The sequence below is a fragment of the Calditrichota bacterium genome (assembly GCA_013152715.1).
In the GTDB taxonomy this organism is placed as follows: Bacteria; Zhuqueibacterota; Zhuqueibacteria; order Thermofontimicrobiales; family Thermofontimicrobiaceae; genus 4484-87.
This window is the reverse complement of the sequence record JAADFU010000114.1, coordinates 1-20932: the sequence shown is the minus strand read 5'-3', so window position 1 is coordinate 20932 and position 20932 is coordinate 1. Positions and strand designations below refer to the sequence as shown.

At 43.0% G+C, this 20932-nt stretch carries 19 protein-coding genes; 18 read left to right on the top strand and 1 reads right to left on the bottom strand.

The window, feature by feature from the left end; genetic code table 11:
* Positions 1–479: hypothetical protein (locus GXO74_09100; protein ID NOZ61826.1), on the top strand; the 479-nt coding region annotated here is incomplete at its 5' end.
* On the opposite strand, the gene GXO74_09095 is transcribed toward GXO74_09100, so the two are convergent.
* On the bottom strand, positions 476–2017 hold the full coding sequence (locus GXO74_09095) for a hypothetical protein (GenBank protein NOZ61825.1): 1542 nt from the start codon (positions 2015–2017) through the stop codon (positions 476–478). The two genes, GXO74_09100 and GXO74_09095, sit on opposite strands and share 4 nt — an antisense overlap.
* A 149-nt stretch (positions 2018–2166) precedes the next feature.
* Here GXO74_09095 and queF point away from each other — a divergent pair, with 149 nt between their 5' ends.
* From queF to GXO74_09010, 17 genes are all read left to right on the top strand, one after another.
* Positions 2167–2586 carry an NADPH-dependent 7-cyano-7-deazaguanine reductase QueF gene (gene queF, locus GXO74_09090; protein ID NOZ61824.1) on the top strand — a complete coding sequence of 140 codons (420 nt, stop codon included), beginning with the start codon at positions 2167–2169 and terminating at the stop codon, positions 2584–2586.
* 172 nt (positions 2587–2758) lie between these two features.
* Positions 2759–3247, top strand: coding sequence for a DUF2085 domain-containing protein (locus GXO74_09085; GenBank protein ID NOZ61823.1), 489 nt, complete (start codon positions 2759–2761; stop codon positions 3245–3247).
* Between the two features lie 21 nt (positions 3248–3268).
* On the top strand, positions 3269–3751 hold the full coding sequence (locus GXO74_09080; protein ID NOZ61822.1) for a hypothetical protein: 483 nt from the start codon (positions 3269–3271) through the stop codon (positions 3749–3751).
* Positions 3752–4441, top strand: a complete 690-nt coding sequence (locus tag GXO74_09075) for a JAB domain-containing protein (GenBank protein NOZ61821.1) — start codon at positions 3752–3754, stop codon at positions 4439–4441.
* Between the two features lie 237 nt (positions 4442–4678).
* A complete protein-coding gene (locus GXO74_09070) occupies positions 4679–6397 on the top strand; it encodes a succinate dehydrogenase/fumarate reductase flavoprotein subunit (GenBank protein ID NOZ61820.1) in 1719 nt (572 codons plus the stop codon).
* Between the two features lie 9 nt (positions 6398–6406).
* Positions 6407–6856, top strand: a complete 450-nt coding sequence (locus tag GXO74_09065) for a succinate dehydrogenase (protein ID NOZ61819.1) — start codon at positions 6407–6409, stop codon at positions 6854–6856.
* Between the two features lie 16 nt (positions 6857–6872).
* Positions 6873–7247, top strand: coding sequence for a hypothetical protein (locus tag GXO74_09060; protein ID NOZ61818.1), 375 nt, complete (start codon positions 6873–6875; stop codon positions 7245–7247).
* Positions 7248–7259: 12 nt separating this feature from the next.
* Entirely contained in the window at positions 7260–8117 is an 858-nt protein-coding gene (locus GXO74_09055; protein ID NOZ61817.1) for a succinate dehydrogenase iron-sulfur subunit, read from the top strand.
* A gap of 222 nt (positions 8118–8339) precedes the next feature.
* Positions 8340–8783 (top strand): hypothetical protein, encoded by a 444-nt coding sequence (locus GXO74_09050; GenBank protein NOZ61816.1) that lies wholly within the window; start codon positions 8340–8342, stop codon positions 8781–8783.
* Positions 8784–8828: 45 nt separating this feature from the next.
* Positions 8829–13613, top strand: coding sequence for a T9SS type A sorting domain-containing protein (locus tag GXO74_09045; protein NOZ61815.1), 4785 nt, complete (start codon positions 8829–8831; stop codon positions 13611–13613).
* A 95-nt stretch (positions 13614–13708) separates the two neighbouring features.
* Positions 13709–15517, top strand: a complete 1809-nt coding sequence (locus GXO74_09040) for an OmpA family protein (protein NOZ61814.1) — start codon at positions 13709–13711, stop codon at positions 15515–15517.
* A gap of 27 nt (positions 15518–15544) precedes the next feature.
* Positions 15545–16294 (top strand): tetratricopeptide repeat protein, encoded by a 750-nt coding sequence (locus GXO74_09035; protein ID NOZ61813.1) that lies wholly within the window; start codon positions 15545–15547, stop codon positions 16292–16294.
* Positions 16295–16352: 58 nt separating this feature from the next.
* Entirely contained in the window at positions 16353–17405 is a 1053-nt protein-coding gene (locus tag GXO74_09030; protein NOZ61812.1) for a nucleoside 2-deoxyribosyltransferase, read from the top strand.
* A gap of 7 nt (positions 17406–17412) precedes the next feature.
* Positions 17413–18201: an acyltransferase gene (locus GXO74_09025; protein NOZ61811.1), complete on the top strand. Its 789-nt coding sequence runs from the start codon at positions 17413–17415 to the stop codon at positions 18199–18201.
* A 1-nt stretch (position 18202) separates the two neighbouring features.
* The gene (locus tag GXO74_09020) at positions 18203–19063 is read left to right on the top strand and encodes a hypothetical protein (protein ID NOZ61810.1); all 861 of its coding nucleotides are present in this window, start codon (positions 18203–18205) and stop codon (positions 19061–19063) included.
* A 5-nt stretch (positions 19064–19068) separates the two neighbouring features.
* Positions 19069–19590, top strand: coding sequence for an acyltransferase (locus GXO74_09015; protein NOZ61809.1), 522 nt, complete (start codon positions 19069–19071; stop codon positions 19588–19590).
* Complete coding sequence (locus GXO74_09010; protein ID NOZ61808.1) at positions 19590–20897, top strand: hypothetical protein; 1308 nt, start codon at positions 19590–19592, stop codon at positions 20895–20897. The genes GXO74_09015 and GXO74_09010 overlap by 1 nt, the downstream gene beginning before the upstream one ends.
* Positions 20898–20932: the final 35 nt, after the last annotated feature.

The window sequence follows — 20932 nt, the reverse complement described above, 5'->3', positions numbered from 1 at the left end:
ATGCGCTGCTGTTGAATAGCGTGCTCGAAACATTATCCGCCGACGGAAAGATTTCATTGAAAAATAACATTGCTGCGCTGCAAAGCAAAGGCATGGCTTTGTCCGATGTGCAAAAAAGAATGACGGAAAAAATTGCTCGAAAACTTTACGACGAAGCCTTTGCCACATCAAATCCGGAACAGCTTGCAGATGAATTGAGAATAAGCACCAAAGAAGTCGAAGAGTATCTGCAGATTCTGCTGGAATTGGAGCGAATCATTCGCGCAGAGAAAAATATTTATTTCCACAAAGACAGGGTGAAGGAAGCGCAGGAAAAATTAAAGCAGTTTTTCAATGATCACGATCAAATCACGGTGGGAGAATTCCGACAAATCGTGAATACCAGCCGCAAATACGCGCTGCCGTTGCTGAACTATTTCGACTCTGTCGGCTTTACGGTTCGGCAGCAGGAATTTCGCGTCCTGAACGGAGAGTTTTAATCGGATTCAGGGAATCCAAAGAGATAAAAATTTTCATCCGTGTAAATTTCGACAAGGAAATTAGTAAATTTCGATTTGTCCATTTTAGTGGGAATTAGAACATATTTCGCCTGATATTTTTTCAATATTTGTTTTCGAATCTCCACACTCGCTGTATCGGAGAAGAACGTTTCATTGTCTTTCAGCCGGTCGTAATAGTCCGGCATGAACGGATTGGAGTGTTTCACGCCAACGACTTTGCAGCCAATAATCGCCGGAAGCAACCAGGATTCGTCCAGAGGTGCCAAAACAACGTCGTTTGTGTTGATAAACAGGTCTATTTTTTGATAAATTCTAAAAATATTGAAATTTGAGTGGGTTCCGATGGGGGTGTTTTCTTTTAAATCATCGAAAATACCCAGCCAATGCGTTGAATTTTTTATTTCTTTGGCGCCGAAAAAGATCAGAAACAGTGAGAATACAGTGAACGTGAGTTTACCCCTGAAATTTGTCTCTGTTCTTTTCAGAAATAAGACAATGGAGATGTGAAGGAAAAAGACCAGATAAACAATGTAGCGGCCGAAGACAGAATTGTGCAATACGAAATAGTTGAAAAAATACACAAAAAGAACCGCAAAGAAACCGGTAATAATGAAATTTGCTCTGAGTTCTTTTTTATTTAAAAAAATAAGCGGTAACCCAATCAGCGCGGGAAAAATTTTCCCGACTACGCCCTGGTAAAACAGACGGTAATTTCCTGAAAAGTTCATGGCGGCGAAATCGTGGGACTTGCCGACAGCGTCCCAGATCGGGAAAAAAGGCCAAATCATGCTCATCGGGAAAACGAGTATCAATCCGAACAACAGCATAGCTTTTCTTGTCAAAGAAAGTTCTTGTTGGAAGATAATTTTGATAGCAGTTGCCAGAATCAGAAAGGAGCCGGTTACCGGATGACTGATAAACGCGATGGTTGCTAAAAAAATAAGCAGCAATTGTGTCATTGCTTTGCGAGAATTCCCGTAGTCGCTCAAAATGATCAAGCTCAGGGAGAAAGAAAACCAATACGGATAAACGCTGGTCAGAGGCAAAAGTCCAAAATTGTAAAATCCGCTCCAGGGCCAGGGATTGTTCCAGAAAAAAAACAAAGTCAGAGCCAACGGTAATGCAAATTTTGTTGAAGAAGTCAGGAATCGGGAAAGTCTGGTCAGCGCAAACAAGAAAAGCCCAATGTTGAATGCGCCGATGAGCGGAAAAAGGTAAATCGGATGTAAATCGGTAATTTTTGCCGCGAAGCCCCAGAAAAAATGGTAGGGCGAAAGCAGGTGAGAAGGGTCTGCCGATAAAACATAAGGATTTTCCGGGTGAAGCAGATTTCTGGAAAATGAGAACATTGCCGCCAGATGTTCCCAGTAATCCGCTGTGCCGGAAAAATTGACAAAAATTGCGGAGAGGAAAGTATAAGCAATTAACAAAATCGAAAAGCAGATGAAAGATTTTTTTGCCGTTAGCAGATTAATAGTGGAATCGAGAAAATTGTCTGTTTTTGTCCTGATCAGCATTTTGGCATTCCTAAGTATTTAACGTTTATGCCGATTTCCTGCGTGGGAGTGCAAAATTAACACCCTTATTTAAAATAGCATTTTTTTATTTAATCGCAACATAATTTTTTGTATTTTATCAAAATTAACAGCTAATCAGAGGATTTCCAATGTCAGAAAAAGAAAAGAAATACAAAGATTTGACCATCCTTAAATCCGGCGCAGCGACATACCCGGAGACACCGGAAGAAGCCAAATTGGAGACTTTCGACAATCAATATCCTGACCGGGAATATTGGATTACTTTTGATTGCCCGGAATTTACCGCACGGTGTCCCATCACTAATCAGCCGGATTTCGGAAAAATTACCATTCATTACGTGCCGGACAAAAAATGCATTGAAAGCAAGTCTTTGAAGCTTTACCTGTTTTCTTTTCGCAATCACAACACATTCCACGAGGAAGTTGTCAATCGAATTCTGGACGATGTCGTTGCCGCTTGCCAGCCGAGGAAAGCGTTCGTTTTTGGCGATTTCAATCCGCGCGGGGGCATTAGTATTCGCGTCAAAGCGCGTTACGAGAAAAAATAAGATGTCAGAAGAAGTGAGCCTCTTTTTCTTTAGCGGACGATATCTACGAAAAGGGCTTGCAATCTTGAGCAAAATTCGTTATATTTCTGCGTCTTGTGCGCCGGGCAAAGAAATCGAGCGTCAATTCGCAGAAAAAAAATTATAGTGAATCGAAAAATCGACTGCTATTGAAATGGAACCGCTATCCCGAAAGCAAGAGCTAATCTATTACATTTTCCTCGTCGGCGTGATTTTATGGTGCGGCTTGATTTTGCTGGCGCCTTATCTTGCCTCGCGCGGTCATTCATTTTCTTCAGGAATGATTTATTTTTTCTTCTCCAAAGTTTGCCATCAAATGGCTTCTCGATCATTTTTTATTTTCGGTCATCAATTGGCGGTTTGCTCGCGATGTACGGGAATTTATTTCGGCTTTTTTGCCTCGACTTTATTTTTCTTTCTGCTGATAAAAATGAAAAAATTTTCCCATATTTCCCCTCGGGTTTTGCTAGTTGCCGTTTTTGCATTAATCTTTGATTTCGCAGTGGGATTCACCGGAGTGGGAAATAACACCATGACGAGTCGCTTCGTTACCGGTTTTTTGACCGGAGCAATTGCCTTATTTTTTGTGTTGCCGGGAGCGCTGGAATTGGGAAAAAAATTGTCAACTAAAAATAAAAAATGAGTCAGAAAACGGAGATGTCGCATGAACGAAAAACCTGACAAAATGCAACCCGCTCTTTTCGGCGGCTTGACTATTGCTCTCATTTCATCCGTGCCGCTTATCAGTTTCGTCAACTGCTTTTGCTGCGCCGGCGTGATGTTTGGCGGATTTGTCGCCGTTCATTTTTACAACAAAAAGCTTGTGGAACTGGAGACTGTCAAATTGGAATCAAGCGATGGGGTGACTTTAGGTCTCATGTCCGGCGCTTTTGGTGCCATTATCGGAACAATTTTTAGTTCTTTGATTGGCACCAATGTTCAGCAACAATTGCAAAAAATGATGGACTATTCTCAGGAATTGCCGCCTGAGTTGGAGGATGCGTTGATCCGGTTGAGCCAATATCAGGAAGGTTTCACGTTGATCATTTTGAGCTTTTTGCTTTCTCTGGTAATTTATTCGATTTTTGCAATTATCGGCGCTTTGATTGCCGTTTCGCTGACAAATAAGCGGAGAATAGTTCAGTAGATGAAAAAAACAACTTACACCATCAAGGACTGGCCTGTCAATGACAGACCTCGTGAGCGATTGATTAAATTTGGAGCAGATAAATTGCAGGATGCGGAATTGTTGGCCATCTTGCTGCGAGTGGGCGATAAAGAAAATACGGCAATCGATCTCGCAAGAAAGCTCATCCAACATTTCGGCACTTTTCGCGAACTGGATTCGCGGTCAATTAGCGAAATCTGTGAAATTAACGGCATTGGTCCCGCCAAAGTCGCTCAAATTAAAGCGGCGCTGGAAATTGGCAAACGTCTGGCGAGCGAAAAGACAAAAAACAAGCCGCGGCTCATGCGAGCGGAGGATGTGTTCCATCTTGTCGGGCCTTACATGCGCGACACCAACCGCGAGGAATTCAAGATAATTTTGCTGACATCGCGCAATAATTTGATTTTGGAAAAAACGCTATTTGCGGGAAGCCTGACGGAGAGCCTGGTAAATGTGCGCGAAATAGTCAAGGAGGCGCTTAATCTGTCCGCGGCTTCAATTATTTTTGTGCATAATCACCCCAGCGGCGATCCGACGCCAAGTTTAGAAGACAAAAGAATCACCAAGCAACTCACGGATGCCTGTAGATTAGTCGATGTCAGGCCTTTTGATCACATCATTATCGGGAAGGACAGTTTTTTTAGCTTTGCTGAACACGGCTTAATGTGAGTTAAAAAATTGTCATTTTTGACATTATGTTAACGGCAGATTTCCATAATTTTTATTGACTTTGAATTTATTTTTTATTATAATAGCACAAGAAATTTTTGCTTTCGCTTCATCCGATTTAATCTTCACTTTTAAAAATACCACAAGGTATCATCTTTACAATTGAGGAAATGAATTGTAACATTTTAATTCCAATTCTGTTAATCTCTAAATGTTCTTCCAATATGGAGGTATCAAATGGCAGAAACGTTTAATCATGATGTGTTAATTTTAGGATCTGGACTGGCAGGTTTGAGGGCCGCGGTTGAAATTTCCCTACGGAGCAAGGGTAAAGTCGATGTGGGGATCATTTCGAAAGTACAATTGATGCGATCTCACTCAGTTGCTGCAGAGGGCGGAACCGCCGCCGTTCTCCGAGAGGATGAAGGGGACAGTTTTGATTTGCATGCCTGGGATACAATCAAGGGAAGTGATTTTTTAGCAGATCAAGATGTTGTTTATCGATTTGTTAAGGAGTGTCCTGCTGAAATACGGCGGCTTGATCGCTGGGGAATTCCCTGGAGTCGTCGTGAAGATGGCCGAATAAATCAGAGACCTTTTGGCGGCCATGGTTACCCTCGAGCAGTTTTTGCTGCTGACAAAACCGGTTTTTTTGAAATGCAAACGCTTTACGATACGCTTCTGAAATACGACAACGTGACTCGTTACGATGAGTGGTTTGTTACTTCTCTAATCGTCGAGGACGGGGAATTTCAGGGAATGACAGCAATTGACATGACGACCGGTAAATTTCATGTCTTTAGAGGCAAGGCGCTCATTATTGCTTCCGGCGGTATCGGCCGTATTTCAGGCTTCACAACTTACTCACACACCGTAACCGGCGACGGCATCGCCATGGCTTATAAAGCCGGACTTCCATTAAAAGACATGGAATTTGTCCAGTTTCACCCCACAGGCTTGATTCCAACGGGAATTTTAATGACAGAAGCCTGTCGCGGTGAAGGTGGTTATCTGAGAAACAACAAAAACGAGCGTTTTATGGAGCGATATGCTCCGGGGAAAATGGAATTAGCGCCGCGGGATATTGTTTCTCGTTCGATCATTACAGAAATTAACGAAGGTCGCGGATTTCCGGGCCCCAGGGGACTGGATTTTGTGCATCTTGATCTGACGCACCTTGGCGCAGATAAAATTAATGAGAGATTAGGCTTCATCCGCGAATTGACGATGAAATTCGTCGGCGTTGATCCGGTTCACGAGGCAATTCCTATCAGGCCTGTGTGGCACTATTTGATGGGCGGTATCGATACGGATATTAACGGCAAGGCTGATGGCACAAAAAATATCTGGGCTGCCGGGGAGGCTGGTTGCGAAAGTCTTCACGGGGCGAATCGATTGGGAACTAATTCGACGGCAGAGTGCCTTGTTTACGGGAAAATTACCGGCGAAGAGGTTGTAAAATATGTCGATGGGAAGAAATTTCCAAACCTGAACGATGACGCTGCAAAGAAAGAAGATGACCGCATTTTCAATGATCTTATGAAGAAAGATGGCAAAGAATCAGTTTACGAGCTGCGTTCTGAAGTGAGAGATATCATTGACAAACACATGCCTGTCTATCGCACCGGCGACAAAATGGAAGAAGGGCTGAAACGAATCCGCCAAGTCAAAGAACGCTATAAAAACATTACTGTTCGCGATAAGAGCCGGGTGTACAATACCGACCTGGTTTTCGCGCTGGAACTTGGTTTTATGATTGATGTCGCTGAAGTTGTCATAAAAAGCGGATTTACTCGGCAAGAATCCCGTGGCGGGCATGCTCGTTTAGATTTTCCCAAACGCGATGATGACAAATGGCTGAAGCACACCGTCGCTACGGTTACAGATGATGGTCCGAAACTGAGTTACAAGCCAGTCGCCATCACGACCTGGAAACCTGTAGAACGAAAGTATTAGGAGGAAAAAATGAAAACTGTGGTCCAGGAGAAACGTACAAAACCCAATCGGTTAGGACTTGCGGGTTGGATTTATGGCGGGAGATATGGGATCGAACGTTATTTGTTTATTCTTCACCGACTAACCGGATTAGGCATTTTATTATATTTTATGATTCATATTTTTGTCGCCGCTCAGAAAATCCATGGCGAAACCGCATGGAACGCTGCGATGGCAGGTGTGAAAGGGACTATTTTTCACATCGGTGAATATCTGGTATTTGTTGCCATTATATTTCATGGCCTGAATGGGTTACGATTGATTTTATCGGAATTCGGTTTGATTTTAGGGAAGCCGAAAAGACCCATTTACCCTTATACATCAGCAAACATGAGAATTCGTATTTTTACGTATATCATCATGCTGTTAGCTGCTATTTTTATTGTAATCGGTGGATACGACTTTTTCTTGATTCATTGACTTTAAGGAGGCATACATGCGAGAGTCAACTTATTGGTTTTGGCATTTAATAGCAGGCGCCGTGATCATCGTCGTTCTGGGCATACATTCCGCTGTGATGCATTTGGATAGTATTTTGCAGGCATTAGGTTTCATGTCCGCGGGAGATGTCCTTTCTTATGCCAGCGTAATGGCGCGTGCAAAATCTGTGGCGTATTTGGTGATTTACCTGCTTTTGACGGGATTTGCACTCTACCATGGATTCTATGGATTGCGTTCAATGATATTGGAGCTTTCTTTGCCCAAAGGAGTGCAAAAACTTATAAATATCGTCATCGTAATTGTCGGTTTGGCACTTTTCGTTTATGGTGCTTATGCGGTTATTGACGGCTATACAATCGCGAACTCTTAGGAGGAATAACTAATGAGCAAAACCAATGATAATAGTAATCCTCAAAACGTGGAAACAAAAGATATTATGTTTAAGCTTTATCGTTTCGATCCGGATGTGAATGATAAGCCACGATTTGACACTTTTATCGTCCCGGTCATTAAGGGATGGACTGTTTTAGATGCAATTATGTACATCAAAGAGGAGTTGGATAGCTCAATTTCTTATCGCGCATCATGCCGCATGGGAATTTGCGGCTCATGCGCTATGGAAATCAACGGAAAGCCGCGACTCGCTTGCCAGACTCAGGTTATTTCGGAACTTCAAAGCAAAGAAGTTGTCGTGAAACCTTTGGCGAACTATCCGGTAATAAAAGACGTTGTGCCCGATCTTGAACCGCTGTTTCATCACCACGAAAATATGAAGCCATTTTTGATTCGTGATGACGAAGAAAAAGCGATTGAGAATCCGGAAGGTGAGCTCTATCAAACTCCTGACGAATTAGAAGAATATTTGCAATTCTCTTATTGCATTAAGTGTGGCGCTTGTTTGGCTGCCTGTCCTGTCGTCGGAACAGACCCTGAATTTCCGGGACCGCAGCCTTTGACTCAGGCCTACCGTTATTGCATTGATACGCGTGACGATGGGTTTAGCCTGAGGCAATTGGCGCTGGACAATCCTCATGGCGTCTGGCGCTGCCATTTTGCCGGCGCTTGTTCTGAAGCTTGCCCTAAGGGTGTGGACCCGGCGTTTGCCATTCAGTTGCTGAAGCGGGAAATTACGGCAAGAAAGTTTGGCAAGAAAACAGAACCGGCTGGTAAAGCAAAACAGCCGGAAAATGTGGAACGGTGGAAAGACGTACCTTATCCGCCGGAGAAAACAGTAAAGTAAATTCTTTTTGAAAAGGCAGATTTTTTTGAATCTGCCTTTTTCACATTCATAGGTTTTCGCCAAAAAAAATGCGGATGCCGATCCTGTTGTCCATGTTTGTCATTTTTTCTCTGTCAATTCAAATCTTATGAAAGAAAAAATCTACAAATATTTGAAAGAACAGCAACAAGGCGCTCCTTCATCAGAGTTGCTGGAGATTTTTTTCATACTTTATTAGAAGCATTGCTGGTTGAAAATCAAGCGATCAATGAATTCAATCCATCGTTGAATGTTCAGGTAAAAATTCATCCTTTTCGTGTTGACAAATACGAAAGAAAATATTATATTCTATTTCTGCCGACTGCGGAAGCAGGAAAGGTAAATTTATCTTTCATCGCCGGAATCAAGCGGGCGGCAGCATTCATCGCCGGGAAAAATGATGAAAATTTAACGGAGATTGTGAGGGAAATAGTGAGGGAGTTTTTCTTTTCAGAGAAACTCAAACATTCTTTTTACTCAAAAGAACAAATTGAAGTTGTCTGGCGCTGGTTTGCGGCGAACAAAGAGTTCGCCAATTATCTTGACATCAGTCGATTTTCCGGCGTCGATGCATGCACGGAAGCAATTGTAAATTATCTTAATGATAGCGATCTCTTTTCTTCACATATTTGGTACGTTGAATCTTAGCGCAAATTCAAAAGAAAAATTCAAACGAAAAGGGAATTTTCTAATATGGCGAAATTTTTTAAGCTTGCGTTCTTTTTCTCCTTGCTGATTTTTGTGTCCTCTTCTTTTTCACAGACAAAAACTTTCATCAACAGCTTACAGGGAACGTCTCAGCCCCCGAAGGTGGCACTATCTCACTCATCAACTGCGAATATTGAATTTCACATAACAATTCCATACTATCAGAAAAGCGAAGAATCAATTGACGCTCGTTCGTTTGATCTTTTGAAAATAGAAAATTTTAATGGGAAAAATGACGTGGGACAGCCGGACGTACCCTTGATGGGGAAAATGATTTTGCTGCCTAATGATTCACCGATTTCTGTTTCCATTCACGGAGAAAAATACATCGAACTGGACAATGTCTTTATTGCGCCGGTAGCTCCGCCAGCGCCGGAAAATAAGAAGCCTCTGCGCGCATGGATTGATAATTCCATTTACCAAAAAGCAGCGTTTTTCCCCAAACAACTGGCGTGGACTGAACCAGTGAAAATTATGCGCGGCTATCGAATGACGACGCTTTGGATTTCGCCACTTCAATTTAATCCCGTAAAAAAGAAAGCGAGAATTTATTATGATTTTCAGGTTTCAGTCAATTTTGAAAATTCCCAGCCGATAAACTATTCGGGACGTTTGAAATCGGCTGTTTTTGCAAATTTATTAAAAAAAACGGTTTCTAACTGGGAATTATCCCAAAAATTCGCGCGGACGGAAAATACAATCGAATCCCAATACGACTTTTTTACCGGTTGCGACTATTTGATTATTACCCACCCTCGTTTTGCCGTTGCGGCTCATTTGCTTGCGGAATGGGAAAGAATGCGCGGGCTGAACAGCAAAGTCGTTGATGTCCAGGAAATCGGGGACGATGCTCAATCCATTCGAAACTTCATTCAATACGCCTATGAGCATTGGAATCCAGCGCCAACTTATGTGGTTTTTTTAGGCGACGCCGAGTTCATTCCGACGAATTACTACACGAAACACTCGAGCGAGGACAACGGTACAATTGGCACCGATCTTTACTACACCACTGTCGATGGCAGCGATTATTTTCCCGATATCATTTCAGGGAGAATCCCTGTTGACGAGCCCATTGAAGCCAATTCTTTCGTGGAAAGGCTAATTCAGTACGAGAAAAACCCTGTCGCTGATCCTTCTTTTTATCAAAATATTGTCGTCGCCTCATATTTCCAGGACGACGATGACACGGATACCCCCAATTACAATGAACGCGATGGTTACGAAGACAGGCGTTTCGTGCTCACAAGCGAAGAAATGCGAGATTTTTTGTTAAATCAGGGCTATCAGGTGGAGCGAGTTTACACTGCCAAACCTGCCGTGGATCCGCAATTTTACAACAACGGAAGTTACGCAAGTGGCGAGAGGCTGCCTCAGGAACTTTTGCGCAGCAAAGGTTTTACCTGGGACGGCGACGCCCGTGATATTTCCAATGCCATTGAGCGAGGTTGTTTTTTAGTGTCGCATCGAGATCACGGTTCGCGAAATGGCTGGGGAGATCCTTCTTACCAGATCGGCGATGTAAAAAGTCTGGCAAATGGGGACAAGTTGCCTGTCGTGATGAGTATCAATTGCGCCACTGGCTGGTACGATAACGAAACCGACGATGATGCCACCGGGACAAGCGCAGCGGCGGAGTGTTTTGTGGAAGCCTGGATTCGCAATTTGCACGGCGGTGCCGTAGCTGTATTTGGTGCTACACGGGTGAGTTACAGCGGCTATAATGATGCTCTGGCAAAAGGAATTCTCGATGCGATCTGGCCCCGGTTTCTGCCCGACGATCCGGCGGAAATCAGCACTGCCAGCCTAGGAGAAGCTCTGAATTACGGAAAATTAGTCATGGCGTCGCAATACAGCGCCAATAAAACAAGACTGGTGGAGTTCGAAGAATTTCACTTTTATGGCGACCCGGCAATGCAAATCTGGACACAATTTCCCCAGGAGTTGCAGGTTTCGCACAGCGATACGCTGCGTTTGAATCAAACGAGCCTTTCTGTTGCCGTCAACGTTCCGGAAGCGGTAGTTTCCCTGGTGCAAGGGACACAACTGCTCGCGACCGAGAGAACGAATCAGAGCGGAGAAGCTAACCTGCATTTCAGCCCCATCAGCGCGGACTCTTCGGTTACATTGGTTGTGAGAAAGCAAAATTACAAACCCTACATTGCTGACTTGGCAGTTATTGCGTTGCCGTCGGGGGCAATTATTCTTTCTTCCGTTGAGATGGAAGATGAGAACGATGATCACGAAATTAATATCGGCGAAGAGGTACGCTGGAGTTTCTTGTTTGAAAATAAGAGCCAGTCGCCGGCGGAAAATATCGAATTGTCGCTTGTGACAGAAGATAGTTTTATTGTTCTCAAAAAAGCAAATTGCACAATCCCGTGGATTGATGCGGGGGAGAGAGCTGCAATTGACTCTCTGATTTTTGTCGTCGGCGCGAATTGTCCCGACGGCCATTTTGTGAGCATGAATCTACGTATTGTCAATTCATCTGACACGTTAAATTATCCGCTTGATTTTAAGGTGCGGGCAGGCGTTGCGGAAATTTCTGTTTCGCCCATTTTGCTCGCTGAAAATATGCAGCCAGGCGACTCTTTGTACACTGAGCTTTTCATTCAAAATGATGGATTTGGCGCCGGGAAATTTTCTGTAAAAGATGATTCGCGCAAATATGTTGCCATCGGTGATACGGTGAAAAAATTGTGGCTTGCTACAAAAGAAGGCTGCGGAAATGTTTTTTACATGAAGGAGGACGAAAATCTCCTCGGCTTCAACTTTTTTATGAAAGTAGATTCGGCAACTGATGTTTCATACTTCATTTACCAAGGCGATCACCTGACCGGAAATTATGTCTTGAAATGGCACAAATTAGATCATGTTGAAGAAATTGGTGTAAATTACTACGGAACCGGCCTGGTTAATTTGGCTTTGATGAAGAACAAATATTATTATTTTGGCGTGAGTTGGACGAATGATGAGACAAAAATTTGCCGTTCTGATAAATATCCGCCGGTTGTGTTTCCTTTTGGCACTTTGACAACGGGGACAGTGAACGCCGGTGGAATGTCCCCGACTGACACGATAAAGCAAAGTTATGGCAGAATATTTACTTTTGTGCAGCAAGTGGATTTTGGTACCACGGATTGGTTGGAAATTCCGGTTCAGGAGAAAACACTTTTGCCAAAAGAAAACTTCAATTTCCCCGTAACAATCAAAGCGCCTTTAAGCGATACTCTTTTGCAAACTAATTTGATTGTCGCAGCGGAGAGCTCTACAAAAGATTCGCTGATAATCCCGGTTGCAATCACCACTTCCGGTGATGCAGAAATTGCGCTCAATGTCGCCGGTGTGAGGGATGACGGCAATCAGGACGGCGAAATTAATCCCGGCGAAACTGCGGCGTTGTCCGTGCTGATCAAAAATTTGGGCAGTCAGCCGCTGGCAGGGGTAACCTTAACAGTTGCCGCGGACGACACAGTGGTTGGTATTTTGGATGAAAACGTTACTATTGATCAACTTGATGCTGGTGAACAAAAACTTGTTGATGCATTTGTGATCAGGGTGAGTCCTTTTGCTCTGCCGGAACACACTATTTCTCTGCTGATTAACGCGGAGTATGACAACGGAAAAACAAAGCAACTGATTTTCCCCCTCACTGTAAAAGCAGGGCAGCCTGTTGTAGATGTTTTTCCCGACACAATCGTCGCTGTAGCAGACACATTTCTGCAGATGATAGATGAAAAAATTACAATTTCTAATAATGGCTATGGCGCTTTTCCGTTTAAAATAATCAATCCAATTCAGCAGGAATACTCGATTGGAATTCCCAGCGATCAACCTGCTCTGGCAATTTCCAATGGCTGCGGAAATGTCTATTTCTTTGTCAAAAGCACAATTTTGCAGAGCGTGGAGATGGATTTCCAGGTTACCAGCGGCGGCAGAATTTATTTTTTCGTTTATGAGTCTGAATCGGACAGGGGAGATTTCAGCCGAATTTATTACAGCTCAATCGATGTCGCTGAAACGGGAAATGTGTGGGTCGCTTCCAAACGAATCAATCTGGCGCTGAAAAAAAATCATTTTTACTACATTGGAGCTTGCTGGCAGGGAGAAATGAAAATTGTTCGTTTGCAGCAAGCCGCTCCTGTTGCGTTTCAGACTTTTCAGGTCGCTGCCGGGTCATTTGCCGCTTCGGGATTTCCGCCACAGGAATTGATTAGCATCAACAATACGACTCCCATGTTGCTGGCGCAAAAGATCGTGCTTGGCCAGGGAACCTGGATGAAAACAGGCAACGCGACGGATGTTCTTTATCCCGGAGAATCAATAGAATTGCCGGTTCAATTTTTTGCCAATGAATCAGACACCGTTCTGACCTCAGAAATTTTCATTAAATCGCTTGATGCTGATTTTTCAAATAAAACAGTACCCGTGAAGTTTCATATCAACGCCGTTGCGACTTCGGTTGATGAACATTTTTCCGAAAAAATAAAAGATTTCGCTCTCGGTCAAAATTTTCCCAATCCATTCAATCCGACGACAACGATCAGTTTTCAATTGCCTCGATCATCATTTGTGGAGATAAAGATTTACAATACGCTGGGACAGCAGATCAGTTCTTTAATCTCGCGCAAATTTACGGTTGGCGCTTACAAAATTCAATGGGACGGGAAAAATTCAAACGGCATCGGCGTCGCCAGCGGCATTTATATTGTGAAGTTCAAAGCACAAACCACTACGATCTCACGGAAAATTATTTTGCTTCGTTAGAATTGTTCGGGATTTCAACAATTTTTCTTGCAATTGCCATGAGAAACGGTTAAATTACCATAAATGTGCTGACTTATAAAACGCAGTTTTTTGAAATGAAAATCCTCCCGAAAAATATCGCGACAATCTGGGCGTTGTGCCTGGTCTTTCTTTTTTTTCATCTGCATTTAGCAAACGCACAAAAACGCCATAAAATAAACGCCACTGAGCCACCTATTGATTCCAAATTGCAAGTAGCAATCGAAAAAATACAAGCGGTAAAGAAACACTATTTGAAAGAGGTCGATCGCTACGTTGTCGAGCAAAAATGGGATTCTGCAATTGTTTTTCTCAAGCGGCTGGAAGAATTGTGGCCGGAAAAGAAAGAGTTCTTTGCTCAAAAAAGAGAGATTTTGTCCCGTCCGACAAGAACAATTTTAATAACAAATTTGGGCGATTCGATTAATTCTAAATATAGCGAGTACTTTCCGGTAATTTCGGTTGATGATAAGTCGCTATTTTTTACTGCGCGAGACAGACCCGGGGGATTTGGGGGAGAGGATATCTGGTCATCCAAAAAAATAGGCGGTCTCTGGTCCAAAGCAGTTAATGTCGGCAGGCCGTTAAATACTTCCCAGCACGAAGGTCTGGTAAATCTTTCGCCGGATAGTTCAATGGCTTTTATCTATGGGAATTATCCTGATTCACACGGAAATGGCGATATTTATTATGCAGAATTGCATAATAATAGATGGGGCAAGGCGATCAATCTTGGGCCGCCGGTGAATTCTCCGTTTTTTGAGTCAGACGCCTGTTTGTCGAGCGATGGCAGAACTTTATTTTTTGTGTCAGATAGGCCCGGCGTTGTCGGCAAATTTAAGCCAAAAGCAGAGTATCGCCACCCATTTTATAATTCTGATATTTTTGTGTCCTTTAAAACCGACAGCGGGTGGTCTGAGCCTTTAAATTTGGGCGAGACAATTAATACTGAAGCTTGTGAGCGAGGACCGCTTTTTCACCCGGATGGAAGAACCTTGTTTTTTTGTTCGTCAGGACACCCGGGTTTGGGAGATCTTGACTTGTTTGTCGCGTACCGAATTGGCGACGGTTGGACCGAATGGACTAAACCAATGAATTTAGGAAAAGAGATCAATACAGTTCACAAAGATTGGGGCTATAGCATTCCCTTGTCCGGGGATAAAGTCTATTTTTCCAGCGTTCGCCCGGAAGGTTTGGGAAGAAGCGATATTTATGTGATGTTGCTTCCGGAAAGGCTCACCAACCCGGTGACTATCGTTTCCGGAAAAGTAACCGATCTCGTCGGTAAACCAATTGAGAAAGTGGAGATTAGTTGGGAAGACCTCGAGACATTTAAGGTTCTTGGCATAACTCACACGCGCGCCAACGGCGATTATACAATTTTGCTGCCATCAGGAAGATGGTACAGCTATACCGCGTCTAAAGACAGTTTCATTTTTGCTTCCAGGGACGTAGATTTGCGAGAAAAGGCGAAGTCTAATGTCGAGTTTGATTTGAAACTTCCGCGGCAAAACGCAGGCGACCTGGCATTGTCTTCTGCTTTGCTGAATGTATTTTTCGAGCTAAACCAGTCCACGCTGCGGCCGGAATCTAAAAGTGAACTTGATCGATTCCTTCGTCTCTTGCAAGCGCATCCCGAATGGACGGAAATTGAAATCGGAGGTCATACTTGCGATCTGGGATCTCGCGAATACAATCGAAAATTATCATCGCAACGGGCAGCTTCAGTCGTAAAATATCTTGTCCAACATGGCATCCAGCCGGGCCGGCTAATTGCAAAAGGTTATGGGTATGATAATCCGCTTGTCGAAGGGTTTAGCGACGAGGCAAGAAAAAAGAATCGGCGCGTGGAATTTCGGGTAATTAAACTGCGACGCAATAAATAGCCATTTCAATATTTCATAGGAATTCACATGACTATCCAAAACGAAACCGTGAGTCCTTACATTCACAAAGTGAAGGATTGGAAAATAAGACAGATTTTTTGGGGATATTTCGCGGCGATGTATCTTTTCGTGTCAAATTATGATCAAAAGAAGGGGAAATTTCCTACTTTTAGTACGCTTCGCAAAATCTGCGATTTGTTGTACGACGCCAAAGAAAACTTTCATCTGATTTTCAAACGAGTGCTAAATCCAAAGAAGAAAATATTTGAACAAGCGGACAAATTGACGCCGGACAGTCTTGAGTTAATGCTGATGAATAATATTGGGATTTTGTTTCATCGAGTAATGGTCGCTCGCGAACTGAGATATATCATTGACCATTATTCGGGTGACTCTGATGAGTACAAAGAAGCCAAAACATCGTTGGAAATGAATCTCGGAAAATTGAATAAGATGTTTGTCACAGGAATGGAAATCACTTTGAAAATCTTGCATAAATATAAAAACAACGTGCTTCTTTTGATCTATTTTCTTGAACATCGAACGATGCTGAAGAAATTATTTAAAAAACAATATTCAAAAATCATGGAAATTTTGACTCAGGATAGGTCAATGAACGACATTTATCTGGAATGCGCCAAATATTATTTGGAAAATGGCTGGTACAAGCAAGCCCAAACCATCTTAAAATCCGTTTTGCGCAAGAAACCTGAATCAGAAGAAGCCGCTGATTTATTGGCGCAAATAAAGGAAATGACAACAAATATCGAGGCTTAAACTAAAAGCAAAAAGACGCAATCTTTGCAGACCATCATTTAGAAATGCGGGAAATATCATGGCAGAAAATAGTCCCAATTTTGATCAGTTACGGACGGCGCTCATGGGTGGGCAACCCGAAAGAGTGCCGCTGCTGGAGTTGGCAATTGCTAAAAACATCAAAGAAAAATTTTTGAATAAAAAAGTTGAGTCGATTGCTGATGATGTCGAATTTTACCAAAAAGCCGGATATGATTACATTAAAGTATCGCCGATCATTGACATGAATCCCGATCACTTGCAGCCTCACGAAGGTAAGCGCGTCTCTGAAGCCACCGATACGACCAATGAACGTGAATGGCATGCCAGCGGCGCCGGGATAATTACGACCATGGAAGAATTTGAGAAATTTCGCTTTCCCAAGCCAGAGGAAGTGGATTATTCTCCTTTCGAAGAAGTACAACAATTCCTTCCGGACGGAATGAAAGTTATTTGTCAGTACGGAGACATTTTTACGTGGACATGGGATTTCATGGGATTTGAAACTTTTTCTTTTGCGCTCATTGATAACCCGGAGCTAATCAGGCGGCTTTTTGATAAGATTGGAGAAATTGAACTGAATTTATTTGAAAATTGTCTGAGTTTTGATAATATCGGCGCTCTTTTTTACAGCGATGACATTGCCATCAACAGTGGGCTGTTTGTGCGACTTGACATTTATCGGGAGTACTTGTTCCCCTGGATGAAGAAAATCGGTGATCTGTGCAAAAAACATGATATTCCCTTCATTTTCCATTCGGACGGAAATCTCTGGGAAGCAATGGATGATCTGAAAAAATGCGGTGTCAATGCTTTGCAACCGCTTGAGCCACAGGCGATTGATATTGTGGACGTAAAGAAAAAACGAGGTAATGATTTCTGTCTTGTCGGGAATGTGGATGTTGATTTATTGACTCGCGGGACTCCTGAAGAGGTGGAGGCTGAAGTTATTCGTTTGCTGAAAAACGTCGCTCCGGAAGGTGGTTATTGCGTTGGCTCGGGAAATACCGTTGCGGAATATGTAAAATATGAAAATTATCTGGCGATGATCGAAACCGCAAAAAAGTACGGCAAATATCCCATTGAAATTTGAGGTGCGAATGAAAGTCGGTTTTGTGCAATTTGCAGTGAAGTTTGGTGATAAAGAAGGGAATTTCCAACGCACAGAGGAATTGATCCGGGACAAAACCGCTGATCTCTGGGTGCTGCCTGAATTATTCAATACAGGTTATGTTTTTATCAACAAAAATGAGGTAGCGGCTCTGTCGGAGACAATCCCTGACGGGAAAACCACGCAGTTTTTACTTGAATTGTCCAAAAAGAAAAAATCTACCATTGTGGCAGGGCTGGCGGAAAAAGCCGATGACAAATATTTCAATTCCGCTGTCATTGTCTCAAATGGCGAGTTTGTTGGTCTTTACCGGAAAATCCATTTATTTTACAAGGAAAAACTCTTTTTCAGTCCCGGAGACAGAAAATTTCAAACATGGGATGTCAATGGCATTCGTCTTGGCGTGATGATTTGTTTTGACTGGATGTTCCCGGAAGCCACGCGGACGCTCGCCCTCAACGGCGCAGACATCATCTGCCATCCGTCAAATCTGGTCATGCCGTACTGTCAGAATGCGATGGTGACGAGATGTCTGGAAAATCATATATTTGCTGTAACCGCAAACCGGATTGGAACTGAAAAGCGAGGGGACACAGTTCTGGAGTTTACCGGTGGCAGCCAGATCACAGGAGTCAAAGGCGAAATTTTGCACCGGGCTGATCGCAGCAGGGAAGAAGCATTCGTAATGGAAATTGATCCGAAATTAGCCCGTGATAAACAATTGAACGAATTAAACGATCTCTTTTTGGATCGGCGACCCGAATTTTACTTTTCGTGATATGAAATTAGGCAAATATTATATTGATTTATTTGAGCTCATTGGCGAAGATTTTTCCCGTTATCAATTTGATCCAAATGGCGTGCCGCTCACACGTTTTCCGGAGAAAAATTGGAAATACAACCCTGTTACTGTTTGCCAATATGGTCTGTGGCAGTTCAATGTTGGGCTACGAGACGATTCGGAACGTGCATTTTCCAACGCGGCAAAGCAAGCTGATTGGCTGGTGAAAAATTGCCGTATGGATGAAGCAGGCGGTTGTATCTGGCAATATCAAATAGATTTGCCATTCTATGGCATGAAAGCGCCCTGGATTTCCGGCATGGCGCAGGCGCAGGCAATTTCTCTGCTGCTGCGCATGCACCAGGTAACCGGAGAAAAAAGATATTTGCAAACGGCAGAGAAAGCATATTCAGTATTTTTGCGTGATACGGAAAGTGGGGGAGTTGTCACAAAATTTCCGGACGGATCTCCGGTAATCGAAGAATATCCCACGCCAAAAATTTCAGCAGTCCTCAATGGCTCAATATTTTCCATCTTCGGCGTGTATGATTTTGCTACTTATTTTAAAGATGAAGACGCCGACCAATTTTTCCGAAATTTAATCGCCGGCATAGAAAAAAATATTCATTTATACGATTCAGGCTTCTGGTCCTACTATGACCTGGCAAAGCCGAGAAGATTAGCGTCAAAAATTTATCACCGGCTGCATATTGCTCAATTGAAGGAATTGGCAAAAATGAGCCGCAACAACCTGTTTTGGGAACGCGCAGAAGTCTGGGCTGGCTATGAAAAGTCATTTCTTTGTAAGCTGCGCTGGTTCGGTAAAAAATTACAGCAAAAAATATTTTTCAGGATTTGAATTTTATGTTTGATAAAATTAAAAAATACTTCTCGCTGTTTTTTTCGGGAATATTCTGGTTTCAGTTGAAACAGATAATCGCTCTTTTTTTCACTGATAATCTCTGGGGTATTAAAAATTTGGGCAATAGAGGAAAAGGCGTTGTCGTCCGGCCTTCAGCTAAACTGGCTTATTCCCACAATATTTTTTTAGGCGATAATGTTCATATTCAGCGTGATTGTTACGTCTGGGCGGGGAAAAATTCGACTATCACCATTGGTGCCAATACCATGCTCAGTCCCGGTGTTTTCATTATTTCGGATAACCACAGCGTCAAAAAAAATCAGCTCATCCGCTTGCAGGAGGGCGCGGAAAAAGATATTGTCATTGGCGAAGATGTTTGGCTCGGCGCCTATGCGATTATTTTGCCCGGCGTGCATATCGGTGATGGTGCGGTCATTGGCGCCGGCGCTATAGTGACTCGTGATGTGGAGCCGTACGCAATTGTGGCTGGAAATCCCGCGCGAAAGATCGGTGAGCGTTCCTGATGAGTGAAGATAATCGCTTCCGCCTATTGGACTTACCTTTTCCGTTTCAGGCTGCACTTTCGATCTGCAGCGACATTGACGGTACTTCATGGGACGACTTTTTATCAATCCATAAATTTCTAAATTCAGATAAAACGACGCCGCTGGGGAATGGTCTGAAATTGCCAGTGGGTGATTCCTTTTGGTTTTACGATAACCCCAGCTATCCCAATGCCGCTTTTTCATATTTTAAGCCTGATAAAATTACTCCTTCAGAATTTGCGCCACAAATTCGCTTGCTCATCCGTGCAGGAATTTTGGATGTGATGCACAGCTATGGGAATTTCGTTTCAGAAGATGAATTTTCACGGGAATTAGCTGCGCGTGCGCTGGAAGAAATAGACAGGCATCATTTAAAAATTGACGTCTGGACGAATCACGGAGGTGCGGAAAGTGTTCAGAATATTGGCGCGGCGACGCTGGGAAAGGGGGATTTGCCCGATGAAAATAATCGCTACTATCATTCCGATCTGCTGATCGATTTCGGAGTCAAATTTTATTGGGATAGCGAGCAGTCATTAACGCCCGTAGTCGGGCAGGATAGAAAAGCAAGCTGGGCTGATTATTTCGCAAACAACCCGCTTCATTTTTCTCGACGAGAAAAAACAAAGGCACTGTTAAAAGGTGTTTTATCCTTTATCCCCGATTTCGCAAAAGACATTTTGCTTAGAAACAGAGTAATTATTCCGGACAAAAAGTCGGGGAATGATCTATTTGAAGTCGATGCACTTCGCGATAACAGGAAAATTTTCAAAATCAGACGATTCGGTTCGGGGAAACATGACTGGTCAGATGATTTGCCTAAGCTGCTCAATGACAAGGTGTTAGAAAAATTACTTCGTTCGCGTGGGAAGATGATTGTTTACGTACACATGGGCGACAGACGCGAAAAGAGTGATGAATTTCCGCTTTCGCAGGAGACGGTTAATAGATTCAAGCAAATTGCAGATCTCTTTCATCGAGAAATTTTGTGGGTAGCAACGACGCGGCAACTTTTGACTTTTTCTTTGGTTAAAAAATACCTGACATGGACAGTTGAAGAAAATGAATATCATTATTTGATAAAAATAAACGGAATGAAAAAAGCGGGCATTCCCTTTGAATTGTCGCCAAAAGATTTGCAGGGAATCAGTTTTTCTTTGCCTGACAACAAAGAGGGAAAATTGATTTTCAAAGGAAAGGAATTGGCTCTCAAACGATCTTTTTTAAAAAAAACTAATAAACAAATACTGACGATCCCCATTGATCCCATAGAATGGCCTTTGTGATGCAGGAAGAATCAATATCAAAATCATTGCTAAAA